Annotated in this window: 13 protein-coding genes; all 13 read right to left on the bottom strand. The window is 50.0% G+C overall.

All coding sequences use genetic code 11. The features are described from left to right. Positions 1 to 99 precede the first annotated feature (99 nt). The 13 genes from pyrE to VP472_RS07665 all read right to left on the bottom strand — a co-directional run bounded on the left by pyrE (position 100) and on the right by VP472_RS07665 (position 13,785). Entirely contained in the window at positions 100 to 732 is a 633-nt protein-coding gene (gene pyrE / locus VP472_RS07725; RefSeq protein ID WP_007611309.1) for an orotate phosphoribosyltransferase, read from the bottom strand. Continuing rightward, on the bottom strand, positions 729 to 1,448 hold the full coding sequence (pyrF, locus tag VP472_RS07720) for an orotidine-5'-phosphate decarboxylase (RefSeq protein WP_146276736.1): 720 nt from the start codon (positions 1,446 to 1,448) through the stop codon (positions 729 to 731). Before pyrF ends, pyrE begins: the two co-directional genes overlap by 4 nt. Next, positions 1,417 to 2,352 (bottom strand): dihydroorotate dehydrogenase, encoded by a 936-nt coding sequence (locus VP472_RS07715; RefSeq protein ID WP_003154377.1) that lies wholly within the window; start codon positions 2,350 to 2,352, stop codon positions 1,417 to 1,419. Before VP472_RS07715 ends, pyrF begins: the two co-directional genes overlap by 32 nt. Further along, a complete protein-coding gene (locus tag VP472_RS07710; protein WP_003154380.1) occupies positions 2,352 to 3,122 on the bottom strand; it encodes a dihydroorotate dehydrogenase electron transfer subunit in 771 nt (256 codons plus the stop codon). The genes VP472_RS07715 and VP472_RS07710 overlap by 1 nt, the downstream gene beginning before the upstream one ends. Then, the gene (carB, locus tag VP472_RS07705; protein ID WP_146276734.1) at positions 3,119 to 6,334 is read right to left on the bottom strand and encodes a carbamoyl-phosphate synthase (glutamine-hydrolyzing) large subunit; all 3,216 of its coding nucleotides are present in this window, start codon (positions 6,332 to 6,334) and stop codon (positions 3,119 to 3,121) included. The genes VP472_RS07710 and carB overlap by 4 nt, the downstream gene beginning before the upstream one ends. Further along, positions 6,319 to 7,413: a carbamoyl phosphate synthase small subunit gene (locus VP472_RS07700; protein WP_007409730.1), complete on the bottom strand. Its 1,095-nt coding sequence runs from the start codon at positions 7,411 to 7,413 to the stop codon at positions 6,319 to 6,321. The genes carB and VP472_RS07700 overlap by 16 nt, the downstream gene beginning before the upstream one ends. After that, a complete protein-coding gene (locus tag VP472_RS07695; RefSeq protein WP_071391857.1) occupies positions 7,410 to 8,696 on the bottom strand; it encodes a dihydroorotase in 1,287 nt (428 codons plus the stop codon). The genes VP472_RS07700 and VP472_RS07695 overlap by 4 nt, the downstream gene beginning before the upstream one ends. Continuing rightward, positions 8,680 to 9,594: an aspartate carbamoyltransferase catalytic subunit gene (locus tag VP472_RS07690; protein ID WP_061890587.1), complete on the bottom strand. Its 915-nt coding sequence runs from the start codon at positions 9,592 to 9,594 to the stop codon at positions 8,680 to 8,682. Before VP472_RS07690 ends, VP472_RS07695 begins: the two co-directional genes overlap by 17 nt. Before the next feature lie 141 nt (positions 9,595 to 9,735). After that, entirely contained in the window at positions 9,736 to 11,046 is a 1,311-nt protein-coding gene (gene pyrP / locus VP472_RS07685) for a uracil permease PyrP (protein ID WP_007409727.1), read from the bottom strand. 154 nt (positions 11,047 to 11,200) lie between these two features. Then, a complete protein-coding gene (gene pyrR / locus VP472_RS07680) occupies positions 11,201 to 11,746 on the bottom strand; it encodes a bifunctional pyrimidine operon transcriptional regulator/uracil phosphoribosyltransferase (protein ID WP_003154392.1) in 546 nt (181 codons plus the stop codon). 188 nt (positions 11,747 to 11,934) lie between these two features. Next, entirely contained in the window at positions 11,935 to 12,849 is a 915-nt protein-coding gene (locus VP472_RS07675) for an RluA family pseudouridine synthase (RefSeq protein ID WP_003154395.1), read from the bottom strand. A 1-nt stretch (position 12,850) separates the two neighbouring features. After that, positions 12,851 to 13,312: a signal peptidase II gene (gene lspA / locus VP472_RS07670; protein WP_003154398.1), complete on the bottom strand. Its 462-nt coding sequence runs from the start codon at positions 13,310 to 13,312 to the stop codon at positions 12,851 to 12,853. 101 nt (positions 13,313 to 13,413) lie between these two features. Next, entirely contained in the window at positions 13,414 to 13,785 is a 372-nt protein-coding gene (locus VP472_RS07665; RefSeq protein WP_146276732.1) for a TraR/DksA family transcriptional regulator, read from the bottom strand. Positions 13,786 to 13,800 lie beyond the last annotated feature (15 nt).

The raw sequence follows: 13,800 nt of genomic DNA, 5'->3' as shown, positions 1-13,800 counted from the left end.
TTAGATTTGTACTAAATTTTAGCACAATTCTAACAGAAGTCAACCCGAGTTTTTTGATAGGAATAATAAAACAGGCCCTGAGGCCTGTTTTTATTGTCGTTATTTTTTAAACCAATCTTTTGACTCGGGATTCAGTTTCCATGATTTCAGTTTTTCAATGTCAGCTGAATGAATCGTTCCGTTTTCAAGCGCGACTTCAATCAGCGTGTCATAATCTGTTAACGAGTAATAAGGAAGACCCGCTTTTTTAAAGGCTTCTTTTGCTTTCGGCAGTCCGTATGTAAAAATGGAAATGACGCCGAGGACTTCCGCGCCCTCTCTTTGAAGGGCCGCCGCAGCTTCAAGCACGCTGCCTCCGGTAGAAATCAAGTCTTCAATCACGACTGTTTTTTGTCCTTTCTTAATGGCGCCTTCTATTTGATTTCCTTTGCCGTGCGCTTTCGGTTTGCTTCTGACGTAGCACATCGGCGCGCCTGTACGGTCTGCGAGAAGCGCAGCATGCGGAATGCCCGCCGTTGCAGTGCCCGCGATCATCTCCGCCTCGGGGAAATGCTCCTTCAGCAGTTTGCCGAGCCCGTCCGCCACATCATTTCTCACTTTTGGATACGACAATGTCAGACGGTTGTCACAATAGATCGGTGATAAAATGCCGCTCGCCCACGTAAACGGCTCATTCGGACGTAAAAAGACAGCTTCAATGTGTAATAGATGTTTTGCGATAGCCTGTTTCATCGGCGAACGCCCTCCCATTCCAGTTTAATTGCTTCATATGCTTTAACGGGGTTTTCCGCTTTTGTAATTGAGCGGCCCACGACGATGGCTGACGAACCGTTTTCTTTCGCAAATGACGGAGTCGCCGTCCGGACTTGATCGTCAGCTGCGTCACTGGCCGTGCGGATGCCCGGCGTGACTGTCAGAAATGAAGGCCGGACCGCTTCATAAATGGCTTTTGTTTCATGGACCGAACATACCACTCCGTCCAGCCCGCACTCTTCCGCCATTTTGCCGTAGTGCACAACCGTTTCTAACAGCGGCTTTTGCAGCAGAAGCTCTTCCTTCGCCACCTGCTCTGAAGTGCTGGTCAGCTGAGTCACCGCGATTAAAGACGGGCGTTTTCTGCCTGCCGGCGTGCCTTCTTCAAGCCCCTCAAGGGCCGCGCGCATCATGCGTGCGCCCCCTGCCGCATGCACATTGACGAGATCAACGCCGAGGCGGGCCAGCCGCTTCATCGCTTTATTGACCGTAGTCGGGATATCATGAAGCTTTAAATCTAAAAATATATCACAGTTCCGCTCTTTTAATTGGTGAATGATGGCGGGGCCTTCCTGATAAAAAAGTTCCATCCCCGTTTTGACAAAAAGCCTTTCCTTTTCAAACAAGTCTAAAAACGTTAAAGTCTCTTCCCCTTGTGCAAAATCAAGCGCGATGATGGGCAGGTTGTTTTTCATGTTTCCAGCTCCTTCCGATGCATTCACTTACAGATTGAAAGCCGTGTTGGCGCAGCACACGGGGGAGCTGTTCTATGATTTCCGGGCAGACGAACGGATTGACGAAGTTCGCCGTGCCGACGGCAACCGCACTCGCTCCCGCAAGAAGAAATTCTAATGCATCCTCTGCAGTCTGAACGCCGCCCATCCCGATAATCGGAATTTGAACGGCCTGGCTGACTTCGTATACCATCCGGATGGCGACCGGTTTGATCGCCGGGCCTGACAGTCCGCCCGTTTTATTTGCTAAAATCGGCCGTCCGGTCTTGAGATCGAGCCTCATCCCGATGAGTGTATTAATCATCGTCAGACCGTCAGCACCGGCCGCTTCAATCGCTTTGGCAATTTCGGTTATGTTTGCGACATTAGGCGAAAGCTTCACATACACAGGCACTGCGGAAACTTCTTTCACCGCTTTTGTCAGTTCGGCCGCCATGACGGGATCAGTACCAAAAGCAATCCCCCCCGTTTTGACATTCGGACATGAAATGTTAAGCTCAAGCGCATGCACATTCGGCGCTTGGCTGATGTGCTCGGCCACTTCTTTATAGTCGTCCACCTGAGAACCGGCGACATTTGCGATAATCGGCGTGTCAAATTGTTCGAGCCAAGGCAGCTCATGATTGAGCACATGCTCAAGGCCGGGATTTTGCAGTCCGATGGCATTCAGCATTCCCGCGCTTGTCTCCGCCACTCTCGGTGTCGGATTTCCGAAGCGGGCTTCGTTCGTCGTTGCTTTAATCATAATGCCTCCGAGGCATGATAAATCGTAAAATCCGGCATATTCTTTCCCGAAACCGAAACATCCGGAAGCGGGGATGATCGGGTTTTTCAATTGGAGACCCGGCAGATTCACCTCTAACATTACAGCGCCACCTCCTCAGCTTTAAATACAGGCCCGTCCAGGCAGACCTTTACATAGGATGTATCGCTTTCACCCGTGCGGCACACGCAGGCGAAGCAGGCCCCGATGCCGCAGCCCATCCGCTCTTCCATCGAAAGATAAACCTCTTTATGGCCGTACTGCTGCTTCAGAGCTTTCAGCATCGGTGTTGGTCCGCAGCTTAGCAGGACATCGAATTCGAGCTGCTTTTCACGGATGACATCGGTGACAAATCCTTTCTCTCCATATGTTCCGTCAGCCGTCGCCACATAAGTGTCTCCGTACGCACGGCATTCCTGTTCGTAAAAAACATCCTTTGCTGATTGAAATCCAAGCACATGAATGACGTTTACGCCTTTTTCCGTCAGGCGCTTTGACAGTTCCTGCAAAGGCGGAACCCCCACTCCGCCTCCGACTAACAGCGCGGTTTTGCCGGGTTCAATCCGCCGGACGGGAAATCCGTTGCCGAGAGGGCCGAGAACGTCTATTCTGCCGCCCTCTTTTTTCCCGGACAAAAGACGCGTTCCCTCACCGTCAGCTCTGTAGATAACGGATACTTCATCCGCGGCGAAATTAACGTCCGCAATGCTGAGCGGTCTTCTTAATAGCGGCGTGACCGCGTCACTCACCTTCAGATGAAGAAATTGACCCGGCTCGGTAAGGTGCCGGACAAGCTCTCCTTTCAGCACCATCTTATAAATCCGGTCGGCAATTTCTAAGTTGGATTGAACAGTCAAATGCGCTTTTTTCATATCGTGACTGCCGCCTTTTGATTGGTTTCGGATGCAGGCATATGATCCGCCCGGAATGTCATGCTTTCCAATACCCGCAAAATGGCTTCGGCCGTATCTAAAGATGTCAGGCAGGCGACTCCGTTCTCAACGGATTCGCGGCGGATTCTGAAGCCGTCTCTGGCCGGCTGTTTGCCCTTTGTCAGCGTATTGATGACAAATTGCGCTTCGCCGTTTCTGATCACATCGAGCAGATTTTTCCCTTCTTCGCCGATTTTCCCGACGACTTGAGCCGGAATCTGAGCGTCTTTCAAATAAGCCGCCGTTCCTTCCGTCGCCAAGATTTTATAGCCGATGGCGTGGAACCGCTTGGCGATCAGCAGTCCTTCTTCTTTATCTTTATCAGCAACGGTCAACAGCACTGAGCCGTAGTTCGGGATTTGAATGCCAGAGGCAATCAGCGCTTTATAGAGCGCTTTTTCCAAGGTTGAATCTTTGCCCATGACCTCTCCCGTCGACTTCATTTCAGGGCCTAACGTAATATCCACTCTTCTCAGCTTCGCGAATGAGAAGACAGGCGCTTTCACGAATACCCCCTGCTGTTCTGGCTGCAGCCCCTCTTGATAGCCGAAATCAGCAAGCTTTTGGCCGAGAATGACCTTTGTCGCCAGATTCGCCATCGGAATCTTAGTGATTTTGCTTAAGAACGGCACGGTTCTGCTTGACCGCGGATTTACCTCAAGCACATACACCTCACCTTGCGACAGTACGAACTGGATGTTCAGCAATCCGATGATGTTAAGGCCTTTTGCCAAGGCTACAGTGTATTGTTCGATTTTTTTCTTAATGTCTCCGCTTAAAGACTGAGGCGGATAGACGGCGATTGAATCCCCTGAATGGACGCCGGCCCGCTCGATATGCTCCATAATCCCCGGAATAACGACTGTTTCGCCGTCGGATACGGCATCGACTTCGATTTCTTTCCCCGTCAGATAACGGTCGATTAACACCGGATGCTGCGGGTTGATTTTGACCGCATTTTTCATATAGTGAAGCAGCTCTTCTTCTTGATAGACGATTTCCATCGCCCGGCCGCCGAGCACATACGAAGGGCGGACAAGTACCGGATAGCCGATGGATGCAGCGATTTTGACCGCTTCGTTCACCGACACGGCGGTTTTTCCGAGCGGCTGCGGCACATTCAGCGCCTCAAGCGCCTGCTCGAACTTATCCCGGTCTTCCGCACGGTCTAAATCTTCAAGTGATGTACCGAGAATTTTGACGCCGCGGGCGCTCAATTCTTCCGCAAGGTTGATCGCCGTCTGGCCGCCGAATTGGACAACAACGCCTTCCGGCTGTTCCAAATCGATGATGTGCATGACATCTTCTACCGTCAGCGGTTCAAAATACAGTTTGTCTGATATGCTGAAATCAGTGGACACCGTCTCAGGGTTGTTGTTGATAATAATCGCTTCATAACCTGCCTGCTTGATGGCCCAGACAGAATGAACGGTCGCATAGTCAAATTCGACGCCCTGTCCGATGCGGATCGGACCGGAGCCGAGGACGACGACGCTTTTTCTTGATGTTACCTCAGACTCGTTTTCTTCCTCATATGTGCTGTAGAAATACGGGGTTTCTGATTCGAATTCCGCCGCGCATGTATCCACCATTTTATATACAGGCTTGATGGCTGCTTCTTTTCGCATTTGATACAGCTCTTGTTCCGGCATATTCCATTCCCGGCTGATATATTTGTCGGAGAAACCGAGTTCCTTCGCTGTCTGCAGGACGGCGAGGCTGCCTTTTTCCGCTTTCAGCTCGGTTTCAAAAGCGACCAGCTTACAGAGCTTGTGCAAAAAGAATACGTCAATTGCGGAAAACTCATGAAGTTGCTCCACTGTGTAGCCTCTTCTGAACGCTTCTGCGAGATAAAACAGCCGTTCATCTCCGGCCTTTCTGATCCGTTTTTCCAAAAGCCCGTCAGAAATCTCTTCCGCATCCTTCAGTTCCAGGTGATAGACATCGGCTTCCAGTGAGCGGACCGCCTTTAACAGCGATTCTTCAAGGGTGCGTCCGATGGCCATGACCTCTCCGGTGGCTTTCATTTGCGTCCCGAGCCTGCGGTTTGCCGACTCAAATTTGTCGAACGGCCAGCGCGGGATTTTAGAAACGACATAGTCAAGCGCGGGCTCAAAAGCCGCATATGTTTTTCCCGTTACGGGGTTCATCATTTCATCAAGAGAAAGCCCGACTGCGATTTTCGCCGCAAGCTTTGCGATCGGGTAACCCGTCGCTTTTGAAGCGAGGGCAGATGAGCGGCTCACCCGCGGATTCACTTCGATAATGTAATATTGGAAGCTGTCGGGATCGAGCGCGAGCTGAACATTACAGCCGCCTTCAATGCCGAGCGCGCGGATCAGCTTTAATGAAACATTGCGCAAAAGCTGATATTCCCGGTCGCTCAAAGTCTGGCTCGGGGCAACGACGATGCTGTCGCCCGTATGGATGCCGACCGGATCGATATTTTCCATGTTGCAGACGACGATCGCGTGATCTCTGCTGTCTCTCATGACTTCATATTCGATCTCTTTGTAACCGGCGATGCTTTTTTCCAGAAGGCACTGATGGACGGGACTGAGCTTTAATCCGTTTTCGACGATCTCTTTCAGTTCCGCTTCATTCGAGCAGATGCCGCCGCCCGTTCCGCCTAATGTGTAAGCGGGGCGCACGATAACCGGAAACCCGATCCGGCCGACAAATTCCTCAGCTTCCTGTAAAGTGCGGATGATCTCACTTTCCGGCACCGGTTCATTCAGCTCATTCATCAGCGTACGGAATAAGTCGCGGTCTTCCGCCTGCTGGATGGCGGACAGCTTTGTGCCGAGCACTTCCACTCCGCATTCCTCAAGAACCCCGAGTTCAGACAGCTCGACGGCAAGATTCAGTCCGGTCTGTCCTCCCAGAGTCGGCAGGATGGCGTCCGGCCGTTCTTTTCTGATAATACGCGTGAGAAACTCCGGCGTCAGCGGTTCTATGTATACCCGATCAGCCATTTCCGTATCCGTCATAATCGTTGCCGGATTCGAGTTGACGAGAATGACTTCATAGCCTTCTTCCTTTAAAGCGAGACACGCCTGTGTGCCCGCATAATCAAATTCCGCCGCCTGTCCGATAATAATCGGGCCTGATCCGATCACTAAAATCTTTTTAATATCTACGCGTTTTGGCATACCGCTTCCCCTTCTTTCTCAGTTGTTTCGATCAAGTCAATGAATCTGTCAAATAAGTGATTGGCGTCTTCCGGTCCCGGTGAAGCTTCAGGGTGGTACTGAACCGTAAATGCCGGCAATGTTTTATGCTTGAGTCCTTCGATCGTTTGATCATTGATCGCAATGTGCGTCACTTCAAGCTCTGTCTCATCTATTGAAGAAACCGTATATCCGTGGTTTTGGGCTGTTAAAGCGACTTTCCCTGTCGCAAGCTCTTTAACCGGATGATTGGAACCCCTGTGTCCGAATTTCATTTTTTCCGTTTCCGCTCCCGATGCCAGCGCAAATAATTGATGGCCGAGACAGATTCCGAATAACGGCACCTTCCCGAGTATGCCTTTTATCATTTCAATGGCTTCCGGCACATCTTTCGGATCTCCGGGTCCGTTAGAAAGCATGATGCCGTCCGGCTTGAGCTGAAGCACTTCTTCCGCCGTTACATTGTACGGTACAACGATGACATCGCATTTTCTTTTGTTTAACTCTCTTAAGATGCCGTGCTTCATACCGAAATCGACGAGCACGATGCGTTTGCCGCGGCCCGGACTCGGATATGCCGTTTTCGCCGATACTTGAGCGACTTGATTTCTCGGCAGTTCCGTTTCTTTCAGCCTTGCAAGAACCTCTCCGACATTCTCCTCACTTGAAGCAAACGTTCCTTTTAATGCGCCGGCCGTGCGGATCATTCTGGTGAGTTTTCGCGTGTCGATCCCTTGTAAGCCGGGGATATTTTTCATTTTCAGATACTCGTCAAGCGTGTAAGCCGAACGCCAGTTGGAAGGCAGCTCGCACAGTTCTTTTACGATCAGCCCTTTTACAAAAGGAGTGATGGATTCAAAGTCATCTCTGTTAATTCCGTAGTTGCCGATCAGCGGATACGTCAGCGTCACGATCTGCCCGCAGTAAGACGGGTCTGATAAAATTTCCTGATAACCGGTCATTCCCGTGTTGAATACGACTTCACCTGCGGTATGCTCCAGGCTCCCGAATGCTTCACCCTCAAATACCGCTCCATTTTCCAGCACTAGTCTTCTTTTCATTTGACGAGTCTCCCTTCTTCGTATGCAAGTTTACCGGCAGCCATCGTTGCAACAGGCCAGCCGAAGCACTTCATCTTGTTGAATGGCGTATTTTTTCCTTTAGATAAAAATGTATCTTTGTCAATGGCCGCTTCTTTTTCCAGATCAATCAGGGTGATGTCAGCCGGCGCCCCCGGTGCAAGCGTTCCGTACGGAAGACCGAATGCCTCGCAAGGTTTTACCGTCATGAAATCAACCAGCTGCTTCAGCGTCCACGCCCCGTTTTTCACAAAATGTGTGTACAGAAGCGGAAAGGCAGTTTCTAAACCGACGATACCGAAAGGCGCAAGCTTCATGTCCGTGTTTTTCTCTTCTTCTGTATGCGGCGCATGGTCAGTGGCGATGAAATCAATCGTGCCGTCTAAAAGCCCTTCGATCAGCGCCTCTCTGTCCTCTTTGCTGCGAAGCGGCGGATTCATCTTAAAATTGGTATCAAGTCCCGGGATATCTTCGTCACAAAGCAGCAGGTGGTGCGGCGATACTTCGGCCGTCACGCGGATTCCCGCTTTTTTTGCGTCTCTTACGGCTCTGACGGATTCTTTCGTGCTGATATGACACACGTGGTAATGGCAGCCCGCCGCTTCCGCCAGCAGGACGTCACGGGCGATATGTACCGCTTCACAAATGGAAGGTATGCCGTTCAGGCCGTTCGCTTTTGAAAAAGATCCTTCATGCACGCTTCCGCCGTAAATAAGCGAGTTATCCTCACAATGAGCGACAATCGCTTTATTTATTGAAGCCGCCCGTTTCATGGCTTCATACATCATTCCGGCCGTCTGAACTCCGACGCCGTCATCGGTGAAGGCGAATGCGCCCGCTTCATGAAGCGCCTCAAAATCTGTCATCTCTTCGCCGGTTTGTCTGATCGTAATCGATGCGTAAGGAAGGACCCTGACAGATGAGGTTTCTTTGATCCTGTTTTGCAGCCATTCCATCTGCTCTTTCGTATCCGGCACCGGCCTTGTATTCGGCATGGCGGCGACTGTGGTAAAACCGCCGCGCGCCGCGGCTTTAGAGCCCGTCTCAATGGTTTCTTTTTTCTCGCCGCCCGGTTCTCTGAAGTGGACATGAAGGTCTACGAGCCCAGGTGAAACGAACAGTCCCTCAGCGTCGATCACCGTTTCTCCGTCTTTCGCTGTCAGAAGCCCGGTTTCCGAAATGAATTCACCCGTTACCCGGATATCCTGTACCGCTTTTTCTCCCTGTTCATTTAATATCCAGCCGTTTTTAATGAGATAAGACATAAGCCGCTTCTCCCCTTTTCACATTGGTTTGCAGTGCTCTTTTTAAGACCGCCATTCTGATATACACACCATTTTCCATTTGTTTAAAGATTCTTGATTTTCCGCATTCCACTAATGTTGTGTCAATTTCGACTCCTCTGTTCACCGGTGCGGGATGCATGATGATGGCATGCCGCTTCATGCTCTCCGCCCGCTTTGCGGTCAGCCCGTATGCTTCCAGGTAGCCTTTTTGGTCGGCTTCTGTCTGATGCCTTTCATTTTGGATGCGGAGCAGCATGACGACATCTGAAGCTTGTATGGCTTCATCCGTCTGAACACAGGTGCCGAAGGCGTTTTTCTCATCCTGCCACTGCGGCGGCCCGGAAAACAGCACACGTGCGCCGAGCCTTGTCAGCACCTCGGCATTTGACCTTGCCACCCTGCTGTGTTTGATATCGCCATGAATGGAAACCGTCAGGCCCTGAAAGGTCTCAAATTCCTCTTGAATCGTCATTAAATCGAGCAATGACTGAGTCGGGTGCTGGCCGCAGCCGTCGCCGGCGTTTAAGATCGGAATATTGACTCTGCCGGTCAGATCTTTGTAATATTCATCCGTGCTGTGCCTGATGACGCAGGCATCCGCTCCGATTGATTCCAGTGTTTTGACCGTGTCGTATAAGGACTCGCCTTTTTGAACGCTTGTGCTCGTGCCGTCTAAGCTGAGCACGTTCATCCCGAGTTTTTTTTCCGCCACTTCAAAGCTGAACCGCGTTCTCGTGCTCGGTTCAAAAAACAGATTCGCAACGAATTTTCCCGCGAGATCGGGACGGACTGTACCCTCTTTTATCGCTTTTGCCTCTCGCAGCAGTTCTGTAATTTCAGCCGCGCTCAGTTCAGACATCGCCGTTAAATGATTCATGTTTTTTCTCCTCCGTTTCCGCTTGAAGGCCGTAAAAAACACCCCGGTCTATAGACTCGGGGTGCGGTTAAAGAGAGAAGAGCCGTACAGCTTCTTCCCGTTATAACCCTTCCAAGCCTCTCTGGACTTTCTTTAAAAGGTTTACATATGATTTTGTTTTTCTGATGCAATCGCGTCTTCTTCATTTGCATGCGGCAGGATAAGGTTCAGGATGACTCCGACGATTGCCGCAAGCGCCATGCCGGATATTTGGAACCCGCCTTTTGATACTTGAATAAAAGCCCCTCCGACGCCGATCACGAGGATGACGGATGTGATAATTAAATTTCGCTTGTTTTCATAATCAATGTTGTTGTCAATCAGCATTCTTAAGCCGCTGGAGGCGATGATTCCGAAGAGCAGGAAGGAAACGCCTCCCATAACCGCGGACGGAACAGAGCTGATCAGCGCTGAAACTTTGCCGATAAATCCGAAGCACAGCGCAATCACTCCCGCGCCGCCGATGACAAAGACGCTGAAAACTCTCGTAATTGCCAGGACACCGATGTTTTCGCCGTATGTTGTCGTCGGCGGGCCGCCGATTAACGAAGCGATAATCGTCGCTACGCTGTCCCCCATTATGGAGCGGTGCAGTCCCGGCTTTTTAATGAAATCCTGTCCGACAACTTTACTCAGCACCATTTGGTGGCCGATATGTTCTGACATCGTCACGAAAGCGACCGGCACCATCGCAGCGGCAATGCCCAATGTCACTGACGGCGTGTAGTCTTTGAAAGGGATAATAAATTCAGGAACGGCGAACCATTTTGCATCAATGACCGGCTGAAAATTGACGATGCCCTGTGTCAGCGCAAACAGATATCCGCCTATAATGCCGATCAATACCGGAATCAAGCTTAAAAATCCCCGTAAAAAGATGGCGCAGATAATGGTGATGGCCAAAGTGACGCCGGCTACACTGAAATGTTTCAGGCTGTAGACGAGTTCCTTCGCATTCGGATCAGCATACATTGCCATATTGACGGCTGTGCTTGCCAGTCCGAGGCCGATGACGATGATGACCGGCCCGACGACCACGGGGGGCAGCAGCTTCATCAGCCACCCCGTTCCAAGCTGCCTGATGAGCAGTGCGATCAGGCCGTACACAATCCCCGCCAGGAAAGCGCCGACCATGGCAGCCCCCGGCCCTCCCGTCGCCTTCACCAAGATAATCGGTGATATAAAGGCGAATGATGAGCCGAGATAAGCGGGAATCTGGCCTTTTGTCACCAAGAGATAGGCGAGTGTCCCGATTCCGCTCGTGACAAGCGCCACTGCCGGGCTCATTCCGACCAGTTTCGGCACGAGTATGGTTGAACCGAACATGGCGAATAAATGCTGCAGGCTGAATGACAGCCAGGACAATGGATTGGGGACGTCCCTGACTCCCAGGTTTACTTTTTTCTTACTCATGGCGTTTTCCTCCCGGTTGACTTTCAAATGGTATAAAAAAACCTCTTTGCTTTTTGCGCAAAGAGGCATACAAAGCCCGGCCGCGTCGATCCGCCCGGCTTTGTGTTTTAAAATCCTCTTTGCAAACTCTCTGGAATGCATTTAAAAAGGGTGATTATTCATTTTCGTAAATGGCGACCATATCAGTCTGATCAACTTCGCTCAGCTGAACCATCACTTTTTCAGCTTTTGAGGTCGGAATGTTTTTCCCGATATAGTCCGCTCTGATCGGCAGCTCCCGGTGTCCTCTGTCGACAAGCACGGCAAGCTGTATCGATGACGGCCGCCCGACATCAACGAGAGCATCCATCGCAGCTCTCACCGTCCGGCCGGTATAAAGCACATCATCAACCACAATGACCTTTTGGTCTGTGATATCGGCCGGAATGTCCGCGCCTTTTACAAGCGGCTCTTCATTGCTCGTTTTTTTTGTGAGATCGTCACGGTAAAGGGTGATATCGATTTCCCCGACGGTGACCGGATTTCCTTCAATCTGTTCGATCCGCTCGGCCAGCCGCTTCGCTAAATAAATACCTCTTGTTTTAATCCCTACAAGAATGCAGTCATTCATTCCTTTATTCCGTTCGATCATTTCATGGGCTATCCTTGTCAGCGCCCGCCTGATCGCCTGTTCGTCGAGAATAACAGCTTTTTGATTCACTCGTGACACCTCTCCATTCGTATATAAGAAGAAAAAACCCCTCCTGCCAGAGCATAGAGGGGTTCCTTTCCAGGACGAAGACACACATGTATCTTTTCTGTCCTATCCGTTATCCTTCTCAGCCTCTCTGGACTGTGTTAAAGAATCTATTCAGCTTGTTTTTATTATTCCAGAAAAGAAACTCGCTGTCAATGGCTATTTCTCAAATGTTCAATGAGTTTTTTCATATCTTCAGGAAGGGGCGCTTCAAACTCCATGTATTCGCCCGTCCGCGGATGGTCAAAACCTAATATTCCGGCATGAAGCGCCTGACCGTTGAAATCAATGGTTTTTCTCGGTCCGTACTTCGGGTCGCCTGCCAAAGGAAATCCGATATATTTCATATGAACACGGATCTGATGCGTTCTTCCGGTCTCAAGACGGCACTCTACGAGCGTGAAATCTTGAAAACGCTCAAGCACGTGGAAATGCGTAACGGCGTTTTTGCTGCTTTCTCTTGTTACGGTCATGCTTTGACGGTCTTTTTTATCTCTTCCGATCGGAGCGTCAATCGTTCCGTCATCATGTGAAATCAACCCGTGGACAACCGCTGTGTACTTTCTCGTCACGGTTTTATTGACGAGCTGATTAACGAGTGATTCATGCGCCATATCGTTTTTGGCGACCATTAACAGGCCGGAGGTATCTTTATCAATCCGGTGGACGATTCCCGGGCGCATGACGCCGTTAATGCCGGAAAGATCGTTGCAGTGAGCCATCAGTCCGTTTACAAGCGTCCCTGTCACATGGCCGGGCGCCGGGTGTACGACCATGCCCCGCGGTTTGTTCACAACCAAGACATCCTGGTCTTCATAGTAAATGTCCAAATCCATCGGCTCTGCAAGCACGTCCAATTCTTCCGGTTCAGGAATAGTGACGTTTACCTGATCGCCGGGCTGCATTTTATAATTCGCTTTTACGGATTTGCCGTTAACGGATACCAGTCCCTCTTTTACCCATTGCTGCACTTGAGTGCGTGACCAGTTTTCTCCCGTTGAAGCCAAAAATTTATCAATCCGTTCGCTCTTTTGTTCAGGCTGAACGGTTATCTCAAATTGATTCATGTTATTGCTCCTTCTTTTTCCCGCTGTCAAACAGCATATGAATAAATAAAAGTATTACACCGACGCACAGTGAGGAGTCCGCGATATTAAAAATCGGATAGTGATAATCCACGATGATGACATGAATAAAATCCACCACTTCCTGGCGCGCCGCCCGGTCAATAAAGTTTCCGGCCGCACCTCCCAGCATTAAGCCGAGAGAAATTCCGAGTAACATCTGCCCTTTTGCATAACGCTGTATGTAATAAACGATTCCGATAATCACGGCGATGGTAATGACGTAGAAAAACCACATTTGGCCGGCTAAAATCCCCCACGCCGCTCCCGTGTTGCGATGAGATGTGATATAAAGCACCTGGTCGATGACAGGTATGCTTTGTCCCAATTCCATATGGCTGACGACAAGCCATTTGGTCAATTGGTCGGCAATAATAATAAAAAGAGCGATAAGATAATAAAGCACACACGTTCCTCCAGTATACAGTTACTTTTATCCTTTATGAATTTTATCAGTAAAAGATGCCGGAGTAAAGGCAGATCATAAGCGTATACAAACAGACGCTGTCACTCATACAGCGCCTGATCATATGCATAATCTCCGGTTACCCAGTATGGAAGGGTTTTCTTTTCAAATTGAGCGGGATAATAAAAATCATCAGCGGTTCTGGCCGTCGGCAGGACCGCAAGTTTTTCAATCGGAATGGGGGCGCCTGTTTTTTCACAATAACCGTACGTATTGTTTTCAAACTTAGACAGGGCAAGAAGAACATCCTGAAGTTCTTCTTTTATATGATAGATCAGAGTTGCTTCTTGCTCGTTCATTGAAGGTTCAACAGATGCTGACATTTGAAAGCAAGAATATTCGAATAATCTTGATTGAAGTTCTTCTTTCATCATGAGAAGCTCCGTGTGGATTGCGGTCAGTTGATCATTCATTCATCACAACTCCTG

The organism is Bacillus sp. MT(2024), assembly GCF_036362845.1.
Lineage (GTDB): Bacteria > Bacillota > Bacilli > Bacillales > Bacillaceae > Bacillus > Bacillus velezensis.
Note: the sequence above shows the minus strand (reverse complement) of the source record. Positions and strands in the feature narration are given on the sequence as shown.

Bases quoted from the DNA above. Each gene is read 5' to 3' on its own strand.
- pyrE (WP_007611309.1), bottom strand. From the start codon at position 732: ATGAAACAGGCTATCGCAAAACATCTATTACACATTGAAGCTGTCTTT.
- VP472_RS07665 (WP_146276732.1), bottom strand. From the start codon at position 13,785: ATGAATGATCAACTGACCGCAATCCACACGGAGCTTCTCATGATGAAA.
- carB (WP_146276734.1), bottom strand. From the start codon at position 6,334: ATGCCAAAACGCGTAGATATTAAAAAGATTTTAGTGATCGGATCAGGC.
- pyrP (WP_007409727.1), bottom strand. From the start codon at position 11,046: ATGAGTAAGAAAAAAGTAAACCTGGGAGTCAGGGACGTCCCCAATCCA.
- VP472_RS07695 (WP_071391857.1), bottom strand. From the start codon at position 8,696: ATGTCTTATCTCATTAAAAACGGCTGGATATTAAATGAACAGGGAGAA.
- VP472_RS07715 (WP_003154377.1), bottom strand. From the start codon at position 2,352: ATGTTAGAGGTGAATCTGCCGGGTCTCCAATTGAAAAACCCGATCATC.
- VP472_RS07710 (WP_003154380.1), bottom strand. From the start codon at position 3,122: ATGAAAAAAGCGCATTTGACTGTTCAATCCAACTTAGAAATTGCCGAC.
- pyrF (WP_146276736.1), bottom strand. From the start codon at position 1,448: ATGAAAAACAACCTGCCCATCATCGCGCTTGATTTTGCACAAGGGGAA.
- VP472_RS07675 (WP_003154395.1), bottom strand. From the start codon at position 12,849: ATGAATCAATTTGAGATAACCGTTCAGCCTGAACAAAAGAGCGAACGG.
- VP472_RS07690 (WP_061890587.1), bottom strand. From the start codon at position 9,594: ATGAATCATTTAACGGCGATGTCTGAACTGAGCGCGGCTGAAATTACA.
- VP472_RS07700 (WP_007409730.1), bottom strand. From the start codon at position 7,413: ATGAAAAGAAGACTAGTGCTGGAAAATGGAGCGGTATTTGAGGGTGAA.